Below are 22,595 nucleotides of genomic sequence, written 5' to 3'. Positions count from 1 at the left end.
CGAACTTGGCCGCCATCACGCTGGTGATGGCCGCCGTCAAGGTGGTCTTGCCGTGGTCAACGTGCCCAATCGTGCCCACATTGACGTGGGGCTTGGTACGCGTGAATTTTTCTTTTCCCATTTTCAGACTCCGAAAAATAAAGGACTTTCAACTCAAAAATCATGGTGCCCATTGCGGGAATCGGACCCGCGACCTCTCCCTTACCAAGGGAGTGCTCTACCACTGAGCCAAATGGGCATTTCCGGCCCGCTGCTTTCCAGCGAACACTACCAAAAACAATGACAACCGAGCACTGGAGCGGGAGACGGGAATCGAACCCGCGTCATTAGCTTGGAAGGCTAGGGTTCTGCCATTGAACTACTCCCGCATTGAGGCTGAACCAGTCAACCCCAACATGCCTATGGCCCGCTCTTGCGTCAATTCTCAATTCAATACACTGGTGGAGAGGGATGGATTCGAACCATCGTACTCGTAAGAGGGCAGATTTACAGTCTGCTGCCATTAACCACTCGGCCACCTCTCCTTGGTGAGCCTTGGATTATGCCACGAAGTTCCACCACTGTCATGAAACCGCCGGTACAGTCTGCAAATACCGACACGTCATTCAATGAAGCCGGCCTACCCACCCGACTCGGTACTGCCGCTTGCACCATGTTGCTCGCGCCAGGCCCGCGCCTGCGAGAAGTGCCCACAACCAATGAAGGGCGTCGGGGGGCGTAAGGCTGACAGTGGCGAAGGGTGGTTGGCCGTCAACACCAGATGGCGCGACGCATCGATCAGGGCACGCTTGCCCTGCGCGTGCGCGCCCCACAACATGAAAACTGCCGGCGCCGCCTCCTTGGAGACCTTGCGAATGATGGCGTCGGTCAACCGTTCCCAGCCGCGACCGGCATGGCTGGCGGGTTGGCCCTCCTCCACCGTCAAACAGGTGTTGAGCAACAACACGCCGTGACGCGCCCAGCGCACCAGACTGCCGCCCGGTTCCGGAAATGATGGGAATGGCGTCCCCAGGTCGCGCCGCAACTCCTTGAAGATGTTTTGCAGCGAAGGGGGCAGGGGCACGCCCGGTGCGACGGAAAAGGCCAGACCTTCGGCCTGCCCCCGCCCGTGGTAGGGGTCTTGTCCCAGAATCACCACCCGCACCGCTTCCGGTGCAGTCAGTTGCAGGGCGCGCAAAGGCTGCGGCGGAAACACGCTGACCCCGGCTTGCAGCCGTTGCCGCAGGAATTCGAGCAGGTCGCGCCCCACCTGGGACTGGAAAAACTCAGCCACCAAGGGCTGCCAGCCTGGCGCCACCGGCCAGGCCACCGGGTCCGCCAGCGCCAACTGGTCAACCACCTGACGTGGAACGGGGTCCAGCCCCGTGGGGAGCAAGGTTTCCTGGCGCGCCGGGGCGATCCCAGACATGGTATTAACCGAACAATGCGGCCAGGGCCGCGCCCGGATCCGGCGCCCGCATGAAGGCTTCGCCGACCAAAAACGCGTTGACACCGGCAGCGCCCATGCGCAGCACATCGTCACGGGTGTGAATGCCGCTCTCGCAAACCAGCAAGCGCTCAGGGGGCACCTCGCGCATCAGGGACAGTGTGGTGTCCAGTGACACCTCGAAGGTTTTGAGATTGCGGTTGTTGATGCCGATCAGCGGCGTTTGCAGTTTCAGCGCCCGTGCCAACTCGCTCGCGTCATGCACCTCCACCAGCACTGCCATGTCCAAGCTGCGCGCCAGCGCCTCGAAATCCTTCAATTGCGCATCATCCAGGATGGCTGCAATCAGCAGGATGGCGTCGGCTCCGATAGCACGCGATTCGTACACCTGATAGGCATCGACCATGAAGTCCTTGCGCAACACCGGCAACGGGCAAGAGGCTCGGGCCTGCTTCAGGTAATCCACACATCCCTGAAAGAATTGTTTGTCAGTGAGCACCGACAAACACGCAGCACCATATTCCGCATAGCTTTGTGCAATATCAGCCGCAATAAAATCCTCCCGCAACAAGCCTTTGGACGGGCTGGCTTTCTTGATCTCGGCAATCACCGCCGCTTGCCCGGCGGCTATTTCGGCGCGCATGGCAGCGACGAAATCCCGTGTCAAGACTCGGGACTCGGCGTCAAAACGCATCGCCGACAACGATTTGCGCTTGATCGCAGCCGCCACTTCCTGGTGTTTGACAGCAACAATCTGGTTCAGGATATCGGTCATTTTGCCGCCCCCTGGAATTGCCGGGAAAAGTCCACCAGCTGCGTCAGCTTGGCCTTGGCCGCCCCTGATTCGATGGCGGCGCGCGCCCGGACCAAGCCCTGCGCCATGGAATCAACCACGTCGGCGGCGTACAGCGCGACCCCGGCGTTGAGAATCACAACGTCCTTGGCGGCACCAGGCACATTGTCCAACACCCCCAGCAGCATGGTCCGGGACTGCTCCGGCGTTTCCACCTTGAGGGCGCGGTTGCTGGCCATCAGCATGCCGAAATCTTCCGGATGAATCTCGAATTCGGTGATCTCACCGTGGTGCAGTTCCCCCACCAGCGTGGCCGCGCCCAGACTGACTTCATCCATGCCGTCCTTGCCGTACACCACCACGGCGTGCTGGGCCCCCAGACGCTGCAGCGCGCGCACCTGAATGCCGACCAGGTCCGGATGAAACACGCCCATCAAAATATTCGGCGCACTGGCCGGATTGGTCAATGGCCCCAGCAGATTGAAGATGGTCTTGATACCCAACTCCTTGCGCACCGGCGCCACGTTTTTCATGGCCGGATGGTGATTCGGCGCAAACATGAAACCGACCCCCACCTGCTCAATGCAGCGGGCAATGGCCTCCGGTGACAGGTTGATGTTGACCCCCAGCGACTCCATCACGTCGGCGCTGCCGCTCTTGCTGCTGACGCTTCGTCCGCCGTGCTTGCTGACCTTGGCGCCAGCGGCGGCGGCGACAAACATGGCGCAGGTCGAAATATTGAAGGTGTGCGAACCATCGCCGCCAGTACCCACGATGTCGACCAGATGGGTTCTGTCGGTCACGTGAACCTTGGTCGAAAACTCGCGCATCACCTGGGCCGCCGCGGTGATTTCACCAATCGTTTCCTTCTTCACGCGCAGGCCCGTGATCAGTGCCGCGATCATCACCGGCGACCACTCGCCATTCATGATCTGGCGCACGATGTGCAGCATCTCGTCGTGAAAAATTTCCCGGTGCTCGATGGTGCGCAGCAGGGCTTCCTGGGGGGTGATTTTGTTGGTGTTGGGCATGCTCATCCTAATCAGTTGGGGACAGAGCTGGCGCGCTTCGCGTCGCTGCGGTCTGTCCCACAAGGTTTCAGTTTAGTTGAGGACAGAGCTGGCTCGTTTCACGTCGCTGCGGTCTGTCCCGCAAGGTTTCAGTTAACAGGATTGTCGGTCAGCGCCAGTTTCAGTCCAAATCCGATAAACATGGCGCCAGCCACGCGGTCCAGCCAGTGCAGGCCGCGTTGCACCGCACCGACGCGGCGCGCGGTCCAGGCCGCCAGCAAGGCCCAGCCGGCATTGACCGGGATCGCATTGACGTTGAACAGCACGCCCAGCAGCACGAAAGCCAAGGCTTTGTTATCCGCGTCCGGTGCAATGAACTGGGGCACAAAGGCGAGGAAGAACAGTGCCACTTTGGGATTGAGCACATTGGTCCAGAAGCCGCCCAGGAAAACCGTTCTCCAGTTCACCGGCAAGCCAGGCATCGACACGCCGGGCGTGGCAGGCAGATTCGGCGCCAGGCGCGAAAACAGCAGCCGCACACCGACCCACAGCAAGTAGGCCGCGCCCAGCCACTTGAGCAGCGTGAAAGCCATGGCCGAGGTCGCCAGCAGCGCGCTGACGCCGATGGCCGCCGCCGCCACGTGCACAAAGCAACCCAGCGTGATGCCCAGACCCGCCACCACGCCTGCGCGCACACCGTGACGCAGGGCACTGGAGACGATGTAAAGCACGTCCGGGCCGGGCGTCAGATTGAGCAGCCAGCCGGCAGCGATGAACCAGAGAAGATGCGGAAAATCGGGCATGTCAGACTGGCGCTCCAAGCCTCTCAGGCCGCAAAAAACTCATGCAACGCCGCCAGCGTGCGCTCGATGCCGGCGCTGTCCACGTCCAGATGGGTGACAAAACGCAGGCGGTACAGGCCGGTGACCAGAATGCCGCGCGCGGCCAGATAAGGGATCAGTTCCTTTGAGCGCGCCTTGGCCTCGCCCACCAGGTCGACAAAGAGAATATTGGTTTGGGGTGGCTCCACCGCCAGGCCGGGGATACCGCTCAAGCCTTCTGCCAGACGCCGCGCCAGCGCGTGGTCCAACGCCAGCCGCGTCACATGATGGTCCAGCGCGTACGAGGCAGCCGCCGCCAACATGCCGGACTGGCGCATGCCGCCGCCCGCCATTTTCCGAATCCGGTGCGCGCGCGCCAGCAGTTCGCGGCTGCCGCACAGGGCAGAGCCGACCGGCGCGCCCAGACCTTTGCTGAAGCAAACCGAAACGCTGTCAAAACATTGAGTGATGCGGCGCGCCTCGGAAAAGATGTCCCCGCCGGTCTGCGCTGCCTGCGCCACCGCGGCGTTGAACAAACGGGCACCGTCCAGATGCCGTGTCAAACCCCGGCTTTGGGCCAGCTCGGTGGCCTGGCGCACATAGTCGAACGGCAGCAACTTGCCGCCCAGTGTATTTTCCAGCGCCAATAGCCGTGTGCGGGCGAAATGCGCGTCATCCGGCTTGATCGCCGCCTCGATCTCGGCCAGCGCCAGCGTGCCGTCAGCTTGATGATTCAGGGGTTGCGGCTGCACACTGCCAAACACCGCGCCACCACCGCCCTCCCAGCGATAGCAGTGGGCGAACTGACCGACGATGTACTCGTCTCCGCGCTGGCAATGGGCCAGGATGGCGCACAGATTGCTCTGCGTGCCGGTGGGCATGAACAGCGCGCCCTCGAAGCCCAGCAGGGCGGCAATTTTTTCCTGCAAGGCGTTCACGCTGGGGTCATCGGCAAACACATCGTCGCCCAATGGCGCGGCCATCATGGCCTCCAGCATGGCGGGCGTCGGCTGCGTCACCGTGTCGCTGCGCAGGTCAACTTTCAGGGTCGTGGATTTTCTCATGATTGACTTTCAGAGGGTGGCGGCGGAACTGCTGCGCTGCGCGTCACTGCGGTCTGTCCCGCGAGGTGGACTTCCAACCTCCGACGATCGGTCGGGGACAGAGCTGGTGCGCTGCACGTCACTGCGGTCTGTCCCGCGAGGTCTCAGGAAGTTCTTCAGCATGGCGTGGCCGTGTTCCGTCAGTATGCTTTCGGGGTGAAACTGCACGCCTTCGATGTCCAGCGTGCGGTGTTTGACGCCCATGATCTCGCCATCCTCGGTCCAGGCGGTCACTTTCAGACAAGACGGGCAGGTCGGACGATCAATGGCGAGAGAATGGTAGCGGTTGACTGTGAACTGCGCCGGCAGTCCGGCAAACACTCCTTCCTGCGTGGTGCTGATGACACTGGTTTTGCCATGCATCAATTGCTGCGCCCGGATGATCTTTGCCCCAAACGCCGCGCCAATCGCCTGATGGCCCAGACAGACGCCCAGGATCGGCAACTTGCCGGCGCAGTGCCGGATCGCCGCCACCGAAATACCGGCCTCGACCGGTGAACAGGGGCCGGGCGAGACCACCAGGCGATCGAGCTGGCCGGACTTGAGTCGCGCGTCGATTTCGTCGAGCGTGATTTCATCGTTGCGAAAGACTTCGACCTGCGCCCCCAATTCGCCCAGGTACTGGACGATGTTGTAGGTAAAGCTGTCATAGTTGTCTATCATCAAAAGTTTCATAGTGTCGGTTCCATCAAGCTTTCATTGACGTTCTGAAAAAGCACCACCCGGTCGCGCCCGGCGGCCTTGGCCTGGTACATCGCGGCATCGGCATGTTTTGTCAGTTCGTTGGCGTCGCTGCCATGCTCCGGGTAGATGGCAACACCGCCGCTCGACGAGATGCGGATGGTTTGCCCGCGCGACAAGGTGAACGGCTGCAGCAGCGTCAGGTGAATTTTTTCCGCCACCGCCAGGGCATCCTGCGGCATCTCGAAGATCGGCAACAGCACCACAAATTCATCGCCGCCAACGCGTGCCACGGTGTCTGACTCGCGCACGCAGGTTTGCAGGCGCCGCGCCACCGCCTCCAGCAGTTCGTCGCCGGTCTGGTGTCCAAAGTCGTCATTGACCGGCTTGAATTTGTCCAGATCAATGAACAGCAGGGCCAGCCGCTTGTGATCCCGTTTGGCCTGGACCAGCGCCTGGCGCAAGCGGTCATCGAGCAGGCGGCGGTTCGGCAGGTGCGTCAGCGGGTCGTGAAAGGCCAGCTGCTTGATCTCCTCTTCAGCGACCTTGCGCAGTGTGATGTCGGTGTGCGTGGCGACGTAGTGCGTCACCCGCCCTTCGTCGTCGCACACCGCCGTGATGCTCAGCGACACCGGCAACACAACGCCGTTCTTGCAGCGGTTCCAGATTTCACCGTGCCAGGCCCCGTCGCGCTCAATGCCGGTCCACATGGCAGCGTAAAACGCCGGCTCCAAGCGACCTGATTTCAAAATCCGCGGCGTCGCCCCAACGGCATCCTGCGGGGTATAGCCAAACAGCGCGGTAAAAGCCCTGTTGACACGCAAAATTTGCTGCTTCGCGTCGGTGACAACAATACTTTCCTGGCAGTCAAAAGCCGTCGCTGCCACGCGCAGATCGGCCTCCAGCAGCTTGCGCTCGGTCAGATCCTGGGTGGTACCGATCAGGCGTGTCGGCGCCCCTCCCAGATGGTCGCTTTGCAACACCGCGCGGTTGTGCATGTAGCGCAAGCCGCCGTCCGGACGCCGCAGCTGGAACGTCAGTTCAAACGGTTCGCCACTTCTGATCACGGCACGGGTTCCGTCCTTGATCCGCTCAAGCTCACCCGGCAGCAGCAGTTGATGCCAGTCGTCATGGCGCGCATTCGCCAGTTTCGGGTCCAGCCCGAACAGTTGAAACATCACCGGATCAAAATGGTAATGTCGGGTTGCCAGCTCAAACTCCCAGATGCCGACCCCGGTGGCCTCGGTGGCCAACTTGAGCCGGTTCCGGCTGGCGCGCTGGCGGGCACTCTGGCGCCGGTAGAAAAGCAGTCCCGTGCCAGTGAATAGCAGCAACCCCAGGTAGGTCAAAGTCTGGTTTTGCAGATCACGTCGCCATTGCGCAAACACCGCCTCCGACTGGCGTGAGACGCCTATCACCAGCGGCTTGTCCATGGCCAAGGCGGCCGGCTGCAGCGTCCGCAGCACCGCCAGACGCTCGGCACCGCCGTCGGCTTCCTTCAAATCGCTGATCGGGCGACCACTGGCGAGGTGTCGGCGCAGCACGGAACCGGGCTGCGACAGATCCTTGCCCAAGACCGGGTTCAGTTCCGAATCCACCACAAACACCTTGCCGTCGCCGTGCACCAGCATGACCCGCATGTCATCGGCGTAGCGCACCGAATTGAGCAGAATCCGCATGTCCAGCGGATCCAGGATGGCGGATACCACGCCGGCAAATTGACCCTGGCCGTCCAGCACCACCCGGGTCAGGGCAATCGTATAGGTTCCCAGAACCGTATTGAAAGGCACACTGACGTACAGTGTTTTGGCATCCAGCGAACGCAAAGGGGACAGGAAGTAGTCGCGCTGCGCGAAATTGCGCCCTATCATGTCTTCCCGGTTGGACAGCCTGATAACCCCCTGCGCATCCACCACCGCCAAGGTGCGCACCGAGGACATTCCGGTACTCAGGCTCTGGAGGTGTTGCAAGCCCTCGCCGCGGCCGTCGCGGCGCCCTTGCCAGCGCGGCAACTCGACCACGATCCACTCGAGCGTCAGGTTGATGGTATCCAACTGACGCCGCAGGTTGTCTTCAACCACTTTCGACTGGGCGCTCAGGCGCTCGGTTTCCAGTGCGGCAATGCCGCGGTATTCGCGCCCCAAAGTGAAAGCTATATAGGCGGCCAAGGCGGCCAGGCACGCGCCCAGCAGCAACCAATGCCGCCAGCGCATAAAAAAGCGTTTCACTCCAGCCCTTCTTCCACCAGCTCGCTGGCCCTGAGCAGCGCCCGCGCCTTGGCTTCGGTCTCGCGCCACTCCAGCTCCGGCACCGAATCCGCCACGACACCGGCGGCCGCCTGCACGTACAGGGTCTGGTCCTTGACGATGCCGGTGCGAATGGCAATCGCCACGTCCATGTCGCCGGCATAACTCAGGTAGCCGCAGGCACCGCCATAAAGGCCGCGCTTGCTCGGCTCAAGCTGGTCGATCAGTTCCATCGCATGCACCTTGGGTGCGCCGGTCAAGGTGCCGGCCGGGAAAGTGGCTTTGAGAACATCCATGCTGGTCATGCCATCGAGCAGCGTGCCTTCGACGTTGCTCACGATGTGCATCACGTGGCTGTAGCGCTCGACGCTAAAGGCCTCGGTCACCTTGACGCTGCCGATCTTGGCGATGCGGCCAATGTCGTTGCGTGCCAGGTCGATCAGCATGACATGCTCGGCGCGCTCCTTGGGATCGCCCACCAGCTCCACTTCGGCGGCCTTGTCCTTTTCCAAGGTGGCACCTCTGGGCCGCGTTCCGGCCAGGGGCCGAATGGTGATTTTCTGTTCGGTCTGGCCGTCGCCGCTGATCTGCTCCTGGCGCACCAGAATCTCGGGGCTGGCCCCCACCACATGGAAATCGCCAAAGTGGTAGTAGTACATATAGGGGCTGGGGTTGAGCGAGCGCAGCGCCCGGTACAGGCTCAGGGGCGACTCGGTGTAACGCTTCTTGATGCGCTGGCCGACCTGTACCTGCATGAAGTCGCCGCCGGCAATCAGCTCCTTGGCGCGCTCCACGGCGGCGATGTAATCGGCCTTGGCGAATTCATGCTCGGCCGGATAGCTTTGCGTTGGTTTTACCAGTGGCGCGCTGACCGAGTATTTGAGCTGCTCCTTCAACTCGCGCAAGCGCTTCTTGGCGTTGGCATAGGCTTCGGGACGGGCCGGGTCGGCATAGACAATCAGGTACAGCTTACCCGACAGATTGTCGATCACCGCCAGCTCTTCGCATTGCAGCAGCAGAATATCGGGGCAGCCCAGGGTATCGGGCGGACATGAGGACGCCAGCTTCTTCTCGATATAGCGCACCGTGTCGTAGCCAAAATAGCCGGCCAGCCCACCGCAAAAACGCGGCAGACCCGCTCGCAGCGCAACCTTGAAGCGTTTTTGATACGCCGCGATGAAGTCCAGCGGGTTGGCGCTGGAAGTTTCCACCACCACGCCATCGGTCACCACCTCGGTGCGCGCATCCGGGCCGAAACCCATTGAGCGCAGCAAAGTGCGGGCCGGCAGACCGATGAAACTGTAGCGACCAAAGCGCTCGCCGCCAACCACCGACTCCAGCAAAAAGCTGTGCTTGCCACCGTCCTTGGAGTGCGCCAGCTTGAGGTACAGCGACAAAGGCGTTTCCAGATCGGCAAAGGCTTCCGCCAGCAGCGGGATCCGGTTGTAGCCCTGGGCGCTCAGGCTTTTGAATTCGAGTTCAGAAATCACGGAACGGTTTCTTTCAAATCAGTGCGGGACCTTCTGCGCGTAGTAGGCCCAGCGAGCAGCGCGGCAGGCTGCGGTTCATTCAACAGGCAAGGCGGCAAGCGCCTCAGTCGCGAAGCGACGAACCTTGTTGCGTACGCCAAGGCCAAGCTCCCCGGTCGCTACAACCCGTGATACAAATGCGGTGAATGAACATTGGAACAGTGTAGCAAACCCGAGCTTGTCGGTGACTAAGCAAAAACCAGGTGATCCAATGAATCGACGAAGGCATCGGCGTCCACGCTGCGAATCGGCGCACCGTGGTTATAGCCGTAGCTCACCAGCAACACCGGGCAACCGGCCGCACGCGCCGCTTGGGCATCGTTGCTGGAGTCGCCAATCACCAGGGTGCGCCGCGGCGTGCTGTCCAAGGCCTGGCAGGTTTTCAGCAGCGGCAGCGGGTCCGGCTTTTTGCGCTCAAACGCGTCGCCGCCAAACGTCAGGTCAAAGAAACCGGCCAGTCCCTTGACCTTGAGCAGGGGCAGCGCAAAAGCGCTCGGCTTGTTGGTCAGGCAGGCCAGCTTCAAGCCATGCGCCTTGAGCTGCCGCAGTCCCGCCACGACACCGGGGTAGACCACCGCGTGCTGGCCGTTGATGGCCAGATAATGGCGCTGGTAACTGGGCCAGGCCTGCTGGTAGAGCTGGTTCAGTTGGTCGCCGCCCAACTGAACCTCGCTGTTCACGAGGGTCAGGACACTTTTCAACAAGTGCTCAGAACCCTTGCCGACCAGCCTGGCCACATCGGCGCGGTCGACCTGACGATTTCGATGCGGTGGCGGCAAATCAGCCAGCATGCGGTTGAGCGCCAGCACAAAGTCGTCCAGCGTATCGACCATGGTGCCGTCCAGGTCGACGATGGCGGCGTCGACGTCAAACTGCGCGCACAGCAGCGTCATTTGACCAGTTGGTTCAATTGAATGATCGGCAACAAGACCGCCAGCACAATCAGCATCACGACGACGCCCATGGCCACGATCAGCAAGGGCTCCAGCAAAGTGGCGAGTTGCATGGCGCGGCGCGCCACCTCGGTACTGAGCTGCTTGGAGGCACGCTGCAGCATCAGCGGCAACTGGCCGGTCTGTTCACCCAGGCGGGCAAACATGGCCAGCAGACCGGGAAAGCGCTTCTTTTGCGCCAGCGCCGAGGCCAGCGGCGCGCCTTCGCGCACCAGCACCAAGGCATCCAGCGCGTCGGTCCGCATGGCGCGGTTGGACAGCGTATCGGCCGCCGCTTGCAGCGCTTTGAGAATCGGCACCCCGGCCGCCGCCAGCATCGCCAGCGTACTGGCAAAACGTGCCGTGTTGTAGCTGCGGGCCAGCTTGCCAAGGATCGGCAGGTTCAGCCAGGCCGCATCGAATTTCTCACGGAAAAGAGCGTTGGCAAGCGCCAGCCGGGCGCCAATCGCCATGAACACAAGAGCGACCAACATGAGCCAACCGTAGCTGCGCACAAAGTTGCTGATGCCGATCATGATGACCGTCAAAATCGGCAACGCGCGCTTGCTGCTGGCAAACACATGCGCCACCTGCGGCACCACATAAGCCACCAGAAACAGCACGATCACGATCGCCACCAGGGTCACGATGGCCGGGTACAGCGCGGCGCCTATTAGTTTGGATTTGAGCGCCTGCTGCTCCTCCAGATCATCGGCCAGACGCTCCAGCACCAGTCCCAGGTTGCCGCTTTGCTCGCCGGCGCCGATGACGGCACAGAAGATGGCCGAGAACTCCTGCGGATGTTGTGCCAGCGCCCGGGCGAAAGTGGAGCCGCCGTTGACCTCGGCGCGCAAGGTCGCCACCAGATGGTGTTCCACCTCCCGCTCGGCCTCGTCCGAGAGTGAGCTCAGGGCACGTTCCAGCGGCAGCCCGGAGGACACCAGACCGGCCAGTTGGCGCGTCCAGACGCCCAGGCCGGTGGCATTGAAGACGCGCCGCTTGAAGCGGCCGCCAGTCTGCCCCGCGCCCTCCTTGCCCGGCACCTGACCGGCTTCGGCGCCAACCACCTCCAGCTTCATCGGCACCAGGGCCTGGCTGCGCAGCATGCCGCGCGCCGCCTTGGCGGAGTCGGCCTCGATCACGCCTTTGCGGGTTTGTCCCTGGTCCGTCAGGGCTTCAAATGAATAAACCGGCATGGCGCTGATCCAGTCAATCCCGCGTGACCCGCACCAGTTCTTCGCGTGAAGTCAGGCCCAGTTGCACCAGCCGCTCGCCGTCGTCGCGCATCAAGGTCATGCCGGCCGCCAGGGCGGCAGCGCGAATATCGGCCTCGGAGGCGCGGTTGTGAATTTGCGCCCGGATGGCATCATCGGTCACCAGCAATTCAAAAACGCCAGAGCGGCCCGCGTAGCCGGTCTGGCCACAAGACGGGCAACCAACGGGGTGGTACTCCGTTGACTGTAAATTGGGGTCAGAGCCCGATCTACCATCTACCGCGCCATGCGCGTCATCCCGGCAATCGGGATCCGACCCCGATTTACAGTGGACGCACAGCTTGCGCACCAGCCGCTGCGCCAAGACACCCAGCAGCGAGGAACTGAGCAGGAACGGCTCGACCCCCATGTCGGTCAGCCGTGTCACCGCGCTGGCGGCATCATTGGTGTGGATGGTGGCCAACACCAGATGCCCGGTGAGGGACGCCTGAATGGCAATTTGCGCGGTCTCGAAATCCCGGATTTCACCGATCACGATGATGTCCGGATCCTGCCGCAAAATGGCGCGCAAGGCCTTGGCAAAAGTGAGCTCGATCTTGGCATTGACCTGGGTTTGCCCGACGCCCGGGAATTCGTATTCAATCGGATCTTCCACCGTCATGATGTTGCTGTGCTCGGCATCAAGCCGGCCCATGGCGGCGTACAGCGTGGTGGTCTTGCCGGAACCGGTCGGTCCCGTGACCAGCACGATGCCGTGCGGCTGCGTCACCAGGTGCTCGAAGCGTTTCAGCACATCGCCCTGCATGCCCAGTGCTTCCAGGCTCAGCCGGCCCTCCGACTTGTCGAGCAAGCGCAGCACGGCGCGCTCGCCGTGCGCGCTGGGCAGCGTGCTGACGCGCACATCGACGGCCCGGGTGCCGATGCGCAGGGAGATGCGGCCGTCCTGCGGCAAGCGGCGCTCGGCAATGTCGAGATCGGCCATGATCTTCAGGCGCGAGATCAGGGCCGCGTGCAGGGCGCGATTCGGTTGCACCACCTCACGCAAGCTGCCATCGACCCGGAAGCGCACGCTGGAGTGACGCTCGTAGGGCTCGATGTGGATATCGCTGGCGCCATCGCGGGCCGCCTGCGTCAGCAACGCATTAAGCATGCGGATGATGGGCGCGTCGTCCGAAGTCTCCAGCAAATCCTCAATCGCCGGCAGTTCCTGCATCATTCGTGAGAGGTCGGCATCGCTCTCGACCTCGCTGACCACCGCCGCGGCACTCGACTCGCCTTGCGCGTAGGCCGCACTGATGCGCTGAATCAGTGCCGGGGCGGCCAGCGCCTCGATCTGGCGTACCGGGTACTTGCGCATCACCTCGCTCACCGCGCTGGCGCCCGAGTCGGGGTGCAGACACAGTGTCAACTGGTCCGACTCTTCTTCCAGCAACAGTTGGTGGGTGCGGGCAAACGCATAAGGCAGCGGGTAGCGCATGGCAGCGTGGTCCCGGCTCAGGGTTGTGTTTTAACGGCCGGAGCGGCCGGCGGAAGAACCGGCTGGGCCAGGGGCAGGGCCGGCAACAGCGGGGCCTCGTTGATCGGCGCCAACTGGCTGGGCACCGGTTGCGCGGCTTGCAGGCCCGAGCGCATCAGCTCGTAGCGGTCCATCGACAAGCGATCGCTGGCTTGCGCGTCGCGCACCACCACCGGGCGCAGGAACACCATCAGGTTGGTTTTATTGCGGCTGCGCGAGTCGGTTTTGAACAGGTTGCCAAAGAACGGCACATCGCCCAGGCCGGGTACTTTATCCTGGTTGCCGGAATACTTATCCTGTAGCAAACCGCCCAGCACCACGATGCGCCCGTCGTCGACCAGCACGGTGGACTCGATCGTGCGCTTGGAGGTGGTCGGCCCGTTGGCGGCGGTTTCAGTGCCGGCCTTGACGGCCGAGGTCTCCTGGTAGATCACCAGCTTGACGGTCCCGTTTTCGTTGATCTGCGGTTTCACCTTGAGGGTCAGGCCGACGTCCTTGCGCTCCACCGTGGTGAACGGGTTGACCGTGTTGCCGCTGGTGTTGTTGTTGGTGTAGGAACCGGTCACGAACGGCACGTTTTCGCCGATCACGATCTTCGCTTCCTCGTTGTCCAGGGTCAGCAGATTGGGCGTCGACAGGACATTGCCGCTACCGCTTGACTCCAGAAAATTCGCCAGCAAGCCCAGCACATAAACCCCGTTGACTTTTTGCGCCGCGCCGAAATTGAAACCGGTCCCGGGCGCCACCGTACCGGCCCCGGCCGCCAGGTTGATGATGTTCTTGCCGTTGGCGCCGAAATTGGTCCCCAGCAGGCCGATCACGCCGTCACCCGCCTGGCCCAGGGGACCTTGCCACTGGATACCGAATTCGGCGGCCCGGTCGGCGTTCACCTCCACAATCAGACTCTCCACCAGCACCTGGGCGCGGCGTCCATCGAGCCGGTCGATGACGGCGCGCAACTGGCGGTATTGCGGTTCCGGCGCCGTGATGATGAGCGAATTGGTGGCGACGTCGGCTTGCACCTGGCCGCCGGTGGCCGACACGGCCGCCGCGGCTGCGGCCACCTGGGTGCCGGCCGCGCCGGCCGCTGCCGGTGCCGCCGCGGCCGGGGTTTGACCGGTCATGGCGGCGCGCAGCGTGGCGGCCAGTTTGGTAGCGTCGGCGTTCTTCAGGTAAACCACGTAGATATTGCCGGCCACGCCGTTGCCGTTGGGGGCCGCCGGCTGATCCAGCTTTTCAACCAATGACTTCACCAGCGCCACCCGGGCCGGGTTGGCGGCCCGCAGCATCAGGGTATTGGAGCGCGGCTCGGCCAGCAAAGTGGTCTTGAACGAGGTATCGGCGCCAACGGTTGCGGTGCCAGGCGACTCCAGCAGACGCAGCACCAGCGGTGCCAGATCGACCGCAATGGCGTGCTTGAGCGTCAACACCTCGACACTGGTGGCGTTGGCCACGTCCATGGCGGCGATGATGCGCGCCAGGCGACGCAGGTTGTCGGCGTAATCGGTGATGACCAGCGAATTGTTGCCGGGATTGGCATTGATGGTGTTATTGGGGCTGATCAGCGGGCGCAGCACCGTCACCAGATTGTTGGCGGACTCGAAGTTGAGCCGGAAAATCTGCGTGCTGATCTGGTTGCCGGTCGGCAGTTCGCCGCCCTCGGCGGCACCCCCGCTGACCGTCACGGCCCCGCTTTGCAGCTTGGCATCGGCCTCCGGCACCACTTTGTACAGACCCGCCGACTCCACCATGGTAAAGCCCTGCAGCCGCAGTGCCGCCAGAAACTGGTTCATGGCGGCGCCGCGGCTGACCGGCTTCTCGGTCACCAGTGTCAGGGTACCCTTGACCCGCGGGTCGACCACCACGTTGAAGCCGGTGATGCTGGCCATGGTGCGCGCCACGGCGTCGATCTCGGCGTTGCTGAAATTCAGGGTCACCGGATCGCCCGCCTTGGCCTTCGCCGCGGTCGCCGTCTGGGCCTGCAGGTTCAGGGGAAAAACGGCGCCGGCAATGGCCACCAAAGCACCGATGGCGATCAAGCAAATAGCGTTTGAGCGACGCCGCAAGAGACTTAATTTCATACCGATTCAACCCACTTTGATGATGGCACGTGCGCCGTCGCGACGCCCGATGATATTCAGAAGATTCGACAAAGCCTCAAGGCGCTCCGGCGCAGCGCTGGCAAGTCCCTCAAACCGGAGCTTGGAGCCCACCCATTGACCGCTGCCCGACAATTGTAGACTGCCCTCCAGCGTTTCCAGCGCAAAGCCGGGTGTCGCCCCGCCCTGCAAAATGATGCGGTAGCTGCCCATCGGTTTGAGCGTCGACAGGCGCGACGAAATCTGTGCCGCATCGAGTTGCGCGCGGCCCGCCAGCAGCAGGCGCCCGGCCGCCCATTCCACGGCCAGCCCCTGCGTCGACAAGGTCAGCTGGCCCTCGGCCCGCACCGTGTTCCAGGGCGTGCCCAGTCCGGTCAGCCACAGCGCCGGCCATTGCGACAAGCTGTCCTCCAGTGCCAGACGGGCGCCGCCCCAACGCGGCTGGACGCTCAGACGCCAGGCTTGCTGCATACAGCAGTCGGCCTGCAAGACGGCACGCAAACCAGACCAGTGGGGTCGCAGCAGCCAGCTCAGCCGGCCCGGCAAGGTGGCGGCATCGCTGCTGCCGGCACCACCCGCCAGCACCAGGCGGGCCGAACCGGCCCAGAGCGTGCCGCGGGCATCCTCGAACACCAGCCGGCCACCCAGGGCTTGCTGCAACGGCCCGGTCAGCCAGCGCGCCGGCGCGTTGAGCAGTGTCGCCAGAACCAAGCCGGCCAAGGCGCCGGCTGCGGCCCAGGACCAGGGGGAGGCGGTTTGCCGTGTCACTTCAGGTTCAGCGTCAAAGTGCCATCCCAGGCACCGCTGGCGTTGCGCACCAGACGCGCCTCACTGGGCACGCTGCGCACGTTCAGACGCACCTGGGTCAGCCACTGCGCCAGGGCATCGGCCGAGGCGCCCCGCAAAGTGACGCTGGCACGTTCCCCCGCCAACGTCAACTGCGCAGTGGTGCCAAAGGGCTTGATCGAGGCCTCCAGCAAGCGCCGCGCTTCCTCAAAAGTGATACGGGGCTGCGCTTGCAGCGCCTTGGCCTGCGCTTGCAGGCTTTGCATCTGCTGCAATTGCGCATCCAGCAGTTGGCGCTGGGTCTGCGCCGAACGCAGCGTGGCCAGCGCCGGTGCCACGCCAAGCCACCAGACCAAGGCCAGCAGCAGCAAGGCCAATCCCGCCAACACCAGTTGGCGCTCGCGGCTTGAGACGCCCTGCCAACGCGCTGCCAGGAAGGGAGGTAGTTTCATGGCGCGGACACCTGTTTGATGACCAGGCTATCGGCCTCGGTGCTGGCCAGGTAAGCCTGGGGTTTGAGTTTGAAGGTGATTGCCGAGATTTCCGCGCTGCGCAGCTTGAGCCCTTTCAAACGCAGCTCGCCGGCGGCAAATTCAATCGCCGTGGGCATTGCGCTGGGCGGGGCCGCCAACCCGAAAACGCCCAACATGGCCTCCAGGTCGCGGGGCGTCGCGGCGCCACTGCTGCGCTCCAGGGCCGCCACCTCCTTGCCCATCTGGATGGGGGCGTCCACCACCACCCGAACCTGCGGAAAAGTGCTGATCAGCAGCCCATTGATGGCGGCCCGCTGGGCCTTGAGCTGGGACTGCTCGCGCCAGGCCCAGGCATTCAAACCGACCAGGTTGACCGCCAGCAGTGCCAGCAGCGCGAAGCGCGCCGCGCGCCAGCGCGGTGCGCGCAGCAGACTGGTGAAGGAATCCGACAGGCGCTTGCGGGTGCGGGCGCCGCTCGAATTGGCCAACTCGAACTGGGCCAGGTCCCAGGCCGATTGCAGCGCCTGCAAACGACGCTGTCCGATTTGCAGCAGTGTGACACTGCGCTTGAACAACTGTTCGGCCAACGCCGCCACCGCCGGTTCGGCCACGATGGCACGCGTTTCGGGCCAATTCAAAAGCGCCACCGATGCCTTCGACAGAGGCCACAGGGTAACGCCGCCGGCGCTGCTGAAGACCAGTTGCGCCTGCTCGCTCTCACCCATGACGTAGAGCGCATCGCCAAGCGTGTCGGGCGCAAACTCCGGCACGATCCGGCTGACCGGCCGGCCGGCTTGCTCCAGCACCTGCAAGGCCGCGCGCAACCAGGCCTGGTCGCACACCGCCACCCAGACCGGCGCCGCGTCACTGGCCTGCGGCTCCAGCGCAAAATGCAGTTGCGCCGTCTCGTCCAGCAGTTGTTCTTCCAGCAGACCCTCCAGCACGGAGCGCAAACGCGGCGGTCCGCCGTCCTGAAAAAGACGCTTGCCCAGGCTGCCCTTGGGCAACTGGACCCGGTGCCAGGACAACTTGTGCGCTGGCACCAGCACCACCACCTCGCCGCTATTGCCGACCTGCGGCAATAGCGCCAGCGGGGCGCGCGACTGATCGGCCACACTGTTGCCGTCAACGGTCAACAGATAGTCGTACAAGGCCGTCGCATCGGCCGGCTCTGAAGAAAGGGTGACGATTAAGGTGGTCATGCGCGGGTCTATTTACTCATTGTAAAGGGCTGCCAGACGGCGCCACGCCGCGTTTGCGCCAAAGCGTTTTCACCACCATGGCGTCGCGCTGCACCACCGATTGCTCCTGCACCGTGGTGGTGTCGACCTGCAGGCTGCCGCGCACTTCGAAGAAGCGCGTCTTCACGTCGTGCTGCGCCTCATTGAAGCGCGCCGCCGCGCCGCCGGCCGCTTTGCTGGCATCATTCAACGAGCTCAGGTGCGACAGGTTACGGGCACGCACAAAGTTGGCGGCGTCAGCCAGCTCGAAGGCCTCGACACAGGCATAGATCACCTCGACCGGGGCGGTATTGAGATTGACCGGTGTGCGTACCGGCAAAATAGTGACGTAGGGGCGCAGTTGGACGATGCTGGGCGCCGACAGGCCCAGCCAGGCCAACTCATCGAGTTCCTGCGGCCACAGCGGTACCGCCTTGTTGGCGCGACCCTCGGCGCTGCTGTCCTGCATCAGGCGCAAATTGTCGACCAGCGCCGCCAGTTCGCTGGCCGGCAGATCCAGCAGTTCGAACAGCCGCGTAAAAGCCAGCCGGCTCGGCTCATCGATCTTTCCGCTCTGCACCAGGTTGGTCACGTTCAGCCTGGATTGCAGATCAATGATCTGCCCTGACAGAAAAGCGTCCTGGGCATCGTCGGCAGCCAGCGCGTCGCTGCGGTCGGCGGCCAGAAAAGTCGACAGGCGCGCCTGCTCCAGAGGCACCGCCCAGGGTTCCGCCAAATGGTCCACGCCGCCCTGGTTGCGTCCGTCTTCGCGCAAAATCAGGCGCGCCCAATCGAGTGCGCCGCTGAGCACCCAGCCGGACTGCGTGCGGCCGCGCTCGGCCGCCTCGACCTCCACGCCGCGCCATTGCTGCCACAGCGTGCTGGCGGCCAGGCTGGCCACCAGCACCACGGTGAGCATGGCGGTCAGGAGGGCGGCGCCGCGTTGCGTCCGATCAACGAGGTGGCTTGCCGGTGGCCTCATTTGCCGCCTCCGACGGTGGGCCGGACCCAGTCGCGCGTCACGACGCCGCTGATGGCCTGGCCGGCCGACAGTGTCAGCACCAGACGGACACCGTCCGGAATGACGGCCGTGCTGGGTGCCTGCCCGGCGCCGGCGGCACCTTCGCTGGACAGCGGGTTGCTCCAGGCGTCGCCGCGGTAATAAAAAATTTGCCACTGATCGAGCGGCGCAATGCGAACCTCGCGCTGGCGCTCCTCGTCGCCCGGATTCTGCGCCCAGGCGGCGGCTGTTTGCCACGCCAACTCCAATTCGCCCCGCGTGCGCAGGGGCGGCGACTGCCAGCGCAGCCACTGGCCGACGCCGTCGACATTGCGCCGCGACCAGGCCACCACGCTCAAGCCGGCGCCGGGCGTTGCCGTGCCACGGCGCAGGATGCGCAGGGCGCGCCCGTCCCAGTCCAGACTGGGCGTATTGGGTTGCAGCGCCAGCGCATCCAGGTCGGCGCCCCACTGCGCCAGCCCGGCCTGCAAGGCCAGCACTTCGTCGGAATGCTGGCGCATCTGTGCCTGGGCCCGCGTCATGCCGTCCAGACCGCGCCAACTCAAGGCCGCCATCAGCGCCAGCAGGCCGATCGCCACCAGCAGTTCGATCAGGGTGAAACCGCGCAGCCGGGCGCGCATCAGTAACGCCCCACCACGGTGGACAGACGCAGCACCGAGGCCTCGTCCCGGCTCACCTGGGCATCGATGCGCAGAAAGTTGGGATTGGGCGTGGGCCGCACCGCCAGCGCCACGTCAAAGACCAACCCAGCTTGTTCGCAACGGATGCTGGCATCACCGACGCCGGGCATCTGCTTGGCCAGGCGCACTTTGATGAGTTCGTTTTCGGCACACATCTGGGCCAGCAAGACATCCGACTGGCGCTGTGCATTGCGCGTCAGGGCGGCCGTGGCCTGCAAACCGGCGGTCAGGGCAATCGCCACAATGCCCAGCGCCACCAGCACCTCGATCAGGGTAAAACCGCGCTGCTTCGGAAGCCACTTCACGGCGCTGCTGCCAGTACGGAAAAAGGACGCACGCCATCGGTCGCCAGGCGCAGGTTTTTATCCGGGTGACTGCGCGACACCAGCAGCAGTTGCTGCGGCTCGATGATCGGCTCCGGCCCCAGCAGCAGCGTTACCGTGTCGCTGGCGCCGTCGGCGCCGGCGACGCTGGTATCGGGGTCCAGCCACTGCTCCGGCAGGTCGGACGCCGCCAGTCCTTCAAAGTGAAAGCCCTGCGCGCTGGCCTGCCAGCGCACCGGCACCCCACTGACCCTGGAGCGGGCCCGGGCGGCCTCCAGCAGGGCGGCCAGGCGCTGGGCGTCACGCTCGAGTTGCACCATGGAGGAGTCGCGCATGGCAAAACCGACGCCGACCGAGGCCATGGCCACAATGGCGAGCACCACCAGCAACTCCAGTAAGGTGAACCCGACGCTGCGGCGGCTAGCAGCCTGTCGGGCTTGGAACGTGGGTGCGCGTTCCAAGCCCGACAGGCTGCTAGGGCTGCCAGCTACCGATATCTGCATTTTTACCCTCGCCACCGGCCTGACCGTCGGCACCGAAGGACATCACATCGACTTCCCCCTTGACGCCGGGATTGAGGTAGACATAGGGCTTGCCCCAGGGGTCGTTGGGCAGCAGGTCAAGATAAGACTTCCAGTTGGGCGGTACCGGGGCGGTGGTCGGCTTGGTCAACAAGGCCTGCAAGCCCTGCTCGGCGGTCGGATAGCGCTGGTTGTCGAGCTTATAGAGCTTGAGCGCCTGCATCAGGTTGTTGACGTCGGTCTTGGCCGCCGTGACGCGCGCGTCATCGGCCCGGTCCAGCACGTTGGGCACAATCAGGGCCGCCAACACGCCTATGATCAGCAGCACCACCATCAGTTCGATCAGCGTGAAGCCATCCTGAATTCGGTGGCGCATTGTTGCGGGAATTGCTTTCATGGGCTTGCATCACTTTAAAATCGTTACCGCTTCAATGATAATCGTTCTATGAAGACACACTCGTTAAGCCTCTGGTGGCTGCGGATCGCTACCTTTTTGCTGGCCGCCCTGGCCGCCGCCAGTGCCGCCTATTGGGTGCTGAAGTGGAGCGCCGCAGTCCCATCGGCACCTGCGCCGACGGCCGCACCCTCTTTCTCGCGCCAGGTCCAGACCGACCCGCAAGTGGTGGCGCGGCTGCTGGGTGGCGGTCAAAAAGCCATCACAGCCACCTTGGTTGACAGCGCCGCCAGCCACTTCAAGTTGATCGGGGTGGTGGCCAACCGGGCCAAAAGCGGCTATGCCCTGATTTCGATCGACGGCAAGCCGGCCAAACCGTACCGGGTCGGCAGCGCGGTCAACGACAGCCTGCTGCTGCACTCGGTCGCCGCCCGCAGCGCGGCCCTGGCCGCCAGTGCCGACGGACCGGTATCTTTTACGCTGGAACTGCCAGCGCTGGTGTCCAGTGAAGGCAAGCCGATCCGAACCAAGTCAAGTTCTGAATGACGGCTCCAGGCGTCTTGTTGTGCGGTGGCCCGCACCCCACAACCGGCAGCGCCGCTAGGGCGTGAGTTCAGCCCGCATCGCCGCCACCACCGCCCGGTAATCGGGCTTGCCGAAAATGGCGCTGCCGGCGACAAAGGTGTCGGCCCCGGCATCGGCGACGCGGCGGATGTTGTCGACCTTGATGCCGCCATCGACTTCCAGCCGGATGTCCTTGCCACAAGCAGTGATGCGGCGGCGCGCGTCCTCGATCTTGCGCAGCGCCGAGTCAATGAAACTCTGGCCGCCAAAGCCGGGGTTGACGCTCATGATGAGGATCAGGTCGAGGTCCTCGATCACCCAGTCCAGAACGTCCAGCGGCGCGGCCGGGTTGAACACCAGCCCGGCCTTGCAACCCCTGGCCTTGATGGCCTGAATGCTGCGGTGCACGTGGCCCGAGGCATCGGGGTGAAAGCTGATCAGGTCGGCGCCGGCGTCGGCAAAAGCGCTGGCCAGGGCATCGACCGGCTGCACCATCAAATGCACGTCGATCGGCACCGCCACGCCGGCCGCCGTCTTGGCGTGCGGCTTGAGCGCGCTGCAAATCATCGGGCCGAAGGTCAGATTCGGGACGTAGTGGTTGTCCATCACGTCGAAATGAATCCAGTCGCAGCCGGCGGCAATGACGTTTTTCAGTTCCTCGCCCAGGCGGGCAAAGTCGGCCGAGAGAAGGGAGGGAGCAATGCGGTAGGTCATGACGGGAGTTTAATCAGTTGTTCTGCACCGTTGGGAACAGGGCTTGCTCCTTGAACAGTTGAGGACAGAGCTTGCCCACTGCGTGTGGCTGCGGCCTGTCCCGCAATGTTTCAGTATAGGATGACGCCATGTCCAAGTACCAATTTCGAGTTCAGGTTTCGCCCCAGTATCTGGCCGGGCAATCGGACCCGCAGCAGGAGCTGTATGTGTTTGCCTACACCATCACCATCACCAATGTGGGTGAAGTCAGCGCTCAGCTGATCTCGCGCACCTGGAACGTCAATGACGCCAAGGGCCACACCGAGCGCGTCAAGGGCCTGGGCGTGGTCGGCCAGCAGCCGCTGCTGAAACCCGGCGAAGCCTTCGAATACACCAGCGGCACGCGCCTGCGCACGCCCACCGGCACCATGCACGGCAGTTTCTTTTGTGTCGCCGAGGACGGTGAAAAATTTGACACCGACATCCCCATGTTTGTGCTGGACGCCTTGAGCGCCAGCGGCGGCACCCGCACTTTGCATTGATGTCGCGC

23 protein-coding genes, 3 tRNA genes and 1 pseudogene are annotated in these 22,595 nt (G+C 63.7%); 2 read left to right on the top strand and 25 right to left on the bottom strand.

Annotation, left to right across the window (positions count from 1 at the left end; all coding sequences use genetic code 11):
- From PHS32_RS13030 to gspG, 24 genes and pseudogenes are all read right to left on the bottom strand, one after another.
- A partial coding sequence (locus tag PHS32_RS13030) for a GTP-binding protein (RefSeq protein WP_301079436.1) occupies positions 1 to 121 on the bottom strand: 121 nt, incomplete at its 3' end.
- 42 nt (positions 122 to 163) lie between these two features.
- A tRNA-Thr gene (locus PHS32_RS13025) sits at positions 164 to 238 on the bottom strand.
- A 56-nt stretch (positions 239 to 294) separates the two neighbouring features.
- A tRNA-Gly gene (locus tag PHS32_RS13020) sits at positions 295 to 368 on the bottom strand.
- A gap of 70 nt (positions 369 to 438) precedes the next feature.
- Positions 439 to 524 (bottom strand) — tRNA-Tyr (locus tag PHS32_RS13015).
- Positions 525 to 619: 95 nt separating this feature from the next.
- Entirely contained in the window at positions 620 to 1,408 is a 789-nt protein-coding gene (locus PHS32_RS13010; RefSeq protein WP_301079434.1) for a uracil-DNA glycosylase, read from the bottom strand.
- A gap of 4 nt (positions 1,409 to 1,412) precedes the next feature.
- A complete protein-coding gene (gene trpC, locus PHS32_RS13005) occupies positions 1,413 to 2,201 on the bottom strand; it encodes an indole-3-glycerol phosphate synthase TrpC (RefSeq protein ID WP_301079433.1) in 789 nt (262 codons plus the stop codon).
- Entirely contained in the window at positions 2,198 to 3,250 is a 1,053-nt protein-coding gene (gene trpD / locus PHS32_RS13000) for an anthranilate phosphoribosyltransferase (protein ID WP_301079431.1), read from the bottom strand. The genes trpC and trpD overlap by 4 nt, the downstream gene beginning before the upstream one ends.
- A gap of 128 nt (positions 3,251 to 3,378) precedes the next feature.
- Positions 3,379 to 4,032 (bottom strand): LysE family translocator, encoded by a 654-nt coding sequence (locus tag PHS32_RS12995; protein WP_301079430.1) that lies wholly within the window; start codon positions 4,030 to 4,032, stop codon positions 3,379 to 3,381.
- 23 nt (positions 4,033 to 4,055) lie between these two features.
- Positions 4,056 to 5,114, bottom strand: coding sequence for a low-specificity L-threonine aldolase (ltaE, locus tag PHS32_RS12990; protein ID WP_301079428.1), 1,059 nt, complete (start codon positions 5,112 to 5,114; stop codon positions 4,056 to 4,058).
- Between the two features lie 144 nt (positions 5,115 to 5,258).
- Positions 5,259 to 5,828, bottom strand: a pseudogene (locus PHS32_RS12985) (aminodeoxychorismate/anthranilate synthase component II); the annotation flags it as partial.
- The gene (locus PHS32_RS12980) at positions 5,825 to 8,062 is read right to left on the bottom strand and encodes a diguanylate cyclase (RefSeq protein WP_301079426.1); all 2,238 of its coding nucleotides are present in this window, start codon (positions 8,060 to 8,062) and stop codon (positions 5,825 to 5,827) included. The gene PHS32_RS12980 and the pseudogene PHS32_RS12985, both read right to left, overlap by 4 nt.
- Entirely contained in the window at positions 8,059 to 9,570 is a 1,512-nt protein-coding gene (gene trpE, locus PHS32_RS12975; RefSeq protein ID WP_301079425.1) for an anthranilate synthase component I, read from the bottom strand. The genes PHS32_RS12980 and trpE overlap by 4 nt, the downstream gene beginning before the upstream one ends.
- Before the next feature lie 227 nt (positions 9,571 to 9,797).
- On the bottom strand, positions 9,798 to 10,502 hold the full coding sequence (gph, locus tag PHS32_RS12970; protein ID WP_301079424.1) for a phosphoglycolate phosphatase: 705 nt from the start codon (positions 10,500 to 10,502) through the stop codon (positions 9,798 to 9,800).
- On the bottom strand, positions 10,499 to 11,737 hold the full coding sequence (gene gspF, locus PHS32_RS12965) for a type II secretion system inner membrane protein GspF (RefSeq protein WP_301079423.1): 1,239 nt from the start codon (positions 11,735 to 11,737) through the stop codon (positions 10,499 to 10,501). The genes gph and gspF overlap by 4 nt, the downstream gene beginning before the upstream one ends.
- 13 nt (positions 11,738 to 11,750) lie before the next feature.
- Positions 11,751 to 13,232, bottom strand: coding sequence for a type II secretion system ATPase GspE (gspE, locus tag PHS32_RS12960; protein WP_301079422.1), 1,482 nt, complete (start codon positions 13,230 to 13,232; stop codon positions 11,751 to 11,753).
- A gap of 17 nt (positions 13,233 to 13,249) precedes the next feature.
- Entirely contained in the window at positions 13,250 to 15,352 is a 2,103-nt protein-coding gene (gene gspD / locus PHS32_RS12955; protein WP_301079421.1) for a type II secretion system secretin GspD, read from the bottom strand.
- Positions 15,353 to 15,358: 6 nt separating this feature from the next.
- Entirely contained in the window at positions 15,359 to 16,138 is a 780-nt protein-coding gene (gene gspN / locus PHS32_RS12950) for a type II secretion system protein N (RefSeq protein ID WP_301079420.1), read from the bottom strand.
- Complete coding sequence (gene gspM / locus PHS32_RS12945; protein ID WP_301079418.1) at positions 16,135 to 16,608, bottom strand: type II secretion system protein GspM; 474 nt, start codon at positions 16,606 to 16,608, stop codon at positions 16,135 to 16,137. The genes gspN and gspM overlap by 4 nt, the downstream gene beginning before the upstream one ends.
- The gene (gspL, locus tag PHS32_RS12940; RefSeq protein ID WP_301079417.1) at positions 16,605 to 17,831 is read right to left on the bottom strand and encodes a type II secretion system protein GspL; all 1,227 of its coding nucleotides are present in this window, start codon (positions 17,829 to 17,831) and stop codon (positions 16,605 to 16,607) included. The genes gspM and gspL overlap by 4 nt, the downstream gene beginning before the upstream one ends.
- A gap of 16 nt (positions 17,832 to 17,847) precedes the next feature.
- Positions 17,848 to 18,831, bottom strand: a complete 984-nt coding sequence (gspK, locus tag PHS32_RS12935) for a type II secretion system minor pseudopilin GspK (protein WP_301079416.1) — start codon at positions 18,829 to 18,831, stop codon at positions 17,848 to 17,850.
- Positions 18,828 to 19,490, bottom strand: coding sequence for a prepilin-type N-terminal cleavage/methylation domain-containing protein (locus PHS32_RS12930; RefSeq protein WP_301079415.1), 663 nt, complete (start codon positions 19,488 to 19,490; stop codon positions 18,828 to 18,830). The genes gspK and PHS32_RS12930 overlap by 4 nt, the downstream gene beginning before the upstream one ends.
- Positions 19,490 to 19,855 (bottom strand): type II secretion system minor pseudopilin GspI, encoded by a 366-nt coding sequence (gene gspI, locus PHS32_RS12925; RefSeq protein ID WP_301079414.1) that lies wholly within the window; start codon positions 19,853 to 19,855, stop codon positions 19,490 to 19,492. The genes PHS32_RS12930 and gspI overlap by 1 nt, the downstream gene beginning before the upstream one ends.
- Positions 19,852 to 20,376 (bottom strand): prepilin-type N-terminal cleavage/methylation domain-containing protein, encoded by a 525-nt coding sequence (locus PHS32_RS12920; protein WP_301079413.1) that lies wholly within the window; start codon positions 20,374 to 20,376, stop codon positions 19,852 to 19,854. The genes gspI and PHS32_RS12920 overlap by 4 nt, the downstream gene beginning before the upstream one ends.
- Positions 20,348 to 20,791, bottom strand: coding sequence for a type II secretion system major pseudopilin GspG (gene gspG, locus PHS32_RS12915; protein WP_301079412.1), 444 nt, complete (start codon positions 20,789 to 20,791; stop codon positions 20,348 to 20,350). The genes PHS32_RS12920 and gspG overlap by 29 nt, the downstream gene beginning before the upstream one ends.
- Before the next feature lie 48 nt (positions 20,792 to 20,839).
- On the opposite strand from gspG, the gene PHS32_RS12910 reads away from it, so the two are divergent.
- The gene (locus PHS32_RS12910) at positions 20,840 to 21,334 is read left to right on the top strand and encodes a general secretion pathway protein C (protein ID WP_301079411.1); all 495 of its coding nucleotides are present in this window, start codon (positions 20,840 to 20,842) and stop codon (positions 21,332 to 21,334) included.
- A gap of 54 nt (positions 21,335 to 21,388) precedes the next feature.
- Here the strand turns inward: PHS32_RS12910 and rpe are convergent, their stop codons facing one another.
- Positions 21,389 to 22,066, bottom strand: coding sequence for a ribulose-phosphate 3-epimerase (gene rpe, locus PHS32_RS12905; protein ID WP_301079410.1), 678 nt, complete (start codon positions 22,064 to 22,066; stop codon positions 21,389 to 21,391).
- A 128-nt stretch (positions 22,067 to 22,194) separates the two neighbouring features.
- Here rpe and apaG point away from each other — a divergent pair, with 128 nt between their 5' ends.
- Entirely contained in the window at positions 22,195 to 22,587 is a 393-nt protein-coding gene (gene apaG, locus PHS32_RS12900; protein WP_301079409.1) for a Co2+/Mg2+ efflux protein ApaG, read from the top strand.
- Positions 22,588 to 22,595: the final 8 nt, after the last annotated feature.

The sequence above is a fragment of the Rhodoferax sp. genome (assembly GCF_028714215.1).
Classification (GTDB): Bacteria; Pseudomonadota; Gammaproteobacteria; order Burkholderiales; family Burkholderiaceae_C; genus Rhodoferax.
The sequence above is the reverse complement of the archived record's forward strand: the minus strand, read 5'-3'. Positions and strand labels throughout refer to the sequence as shown.

What these genes read in the sequence shown, in the direction of transcription:
- PHS32_RS13010 (WP_301079434.1), bottom strand. Translation starts at nt 1,408, where the DNA reads ATGTCTGGGATCGCCCCGGCGCGCCAGGAAACCTTGCTCCCCACGGGG.
- gspF (WP_301079423.1), bottom strand. Translation starts at nt 11,737, where the DNA reads ATGCCGGTTTATTCATTTGAAGCCCTGACGGACCAGGGACAAACCCGC.
- PHS32_RS12910 (WP_301079411.1), top strand. Translation starts at nt 20,840, where the DNA reads ATGAAGACACACTCGTTAAGCCTCTGGTGGCTGCGGATCGCTACCTTT.
- gspL (WP_301079417.1), bottom strand. Translation starts at nt 17,831, where the DNA reads ATGACCACCTTAATCGTCACCCTTTCTTCAGAGCCGGCCGATGCGACG.
- ltaE (WP_301079428.1), bottom strand. Translation starts at nt 5,114, where the DNA reads ATGAGAAAATCCACGACCCTGAAAGTTGACCTGCGCAGCGACACGGTG.
- gspM (WP_301079418.1), bottom strand. Translation starts at nt 16,608, where the DNA reads ATGAAACTACCTCCCTTCCTGGCAGCGCGTTGGCAGGGCGTCTCAAGC.
- gph (WP_301079424.1), bottom strand. Translation starts at nt 10,502, where the DNA reads ATGACGCTGCTGTGCGCGCAGTTTGACGTCGACGCCGCCATCGTCGAC.
- gspG (WP_301079412.1), bottom strand. Translation starts at nt 20,791, where the DNA reads ATGAAAGCAATTCCCGCAACAATGCGCCACCGAATTCAGGATGGCTTC.
- PHS32_RS12995 (WP_301079430.1), bottom strand. Translation starts at nt 4,032, where the DNA reads ATGCCCGATTTTCCGCATCTTCTCTGGTTCATCGCTGCCGGCTGGCTG.
- PHS32_RS12920 (WP_301079413.1), bottom strand. Translation starts at nt 20,376, where the DNA reads ATGCAGATATCGGTAGCTGGCAGCCCTAGCAGCCTGTCGGGCTTGGAA.
- gspD (WP_301079421.1), bottom strand. Translation starts at nt 15,352, where the DNA reads ATGAAATTAAGTCTCTTGCGGCGTCGCTCAAACGCTATTTGCTTGATC.
- apaG (WP_301079409.1), top strand. Translation starts at nt 22,195, where the DNA reads ATGTCCAAGTACCAATTTCGAGTTCAGGTTTCGCCCCAGTATCTGGCC.
- PHS32_RS12930 (WP_301079415.1), bottom strand. Translation starts at nt 19,490, where the DNA reads ATGCGCGCCCGGCTGCGCGGTTTCACCCTGATCGAACTGCTGGTGGCG.
- rpe (WP_301079410.1), bottom strand. Translation starts at nt 22,066, where the DNA reads ATGACCTACCGCATTGCTCCCTCCCTTCTCTCGGCCGACTTTGCCCGC.
- trpC (WP_301079433.1), bottom strand. Translation starts at nt 2,201, where the DNA reads ATGACCGATATCCTGAACCAGATTGTTGCTGTCAAACACCAGGAAGTG.
- gspE (WP_301079422.1), bottom strand. Translation starts at nt 13,232, where the DNA reads ATGCGCTACCCGCTGCCTTATGCGTTTGCCCGCACCCACCAACTGTTG.
- gspK (WP_301079416.1), bottom strand. Translation starts at nt 18,831, where the DNA reads ATGAGGCCACCGGCAAGCCACCTCGTTGATCGGACGCAACGCGGCGCC.
- trpD (WP_301079431.1), bottom strand. Translation starts at nt 3,250, where the DNA reads ATGCCCAACACCAACAAAATCACCCCCCAGGAAGCCCTGCTGCGCACC.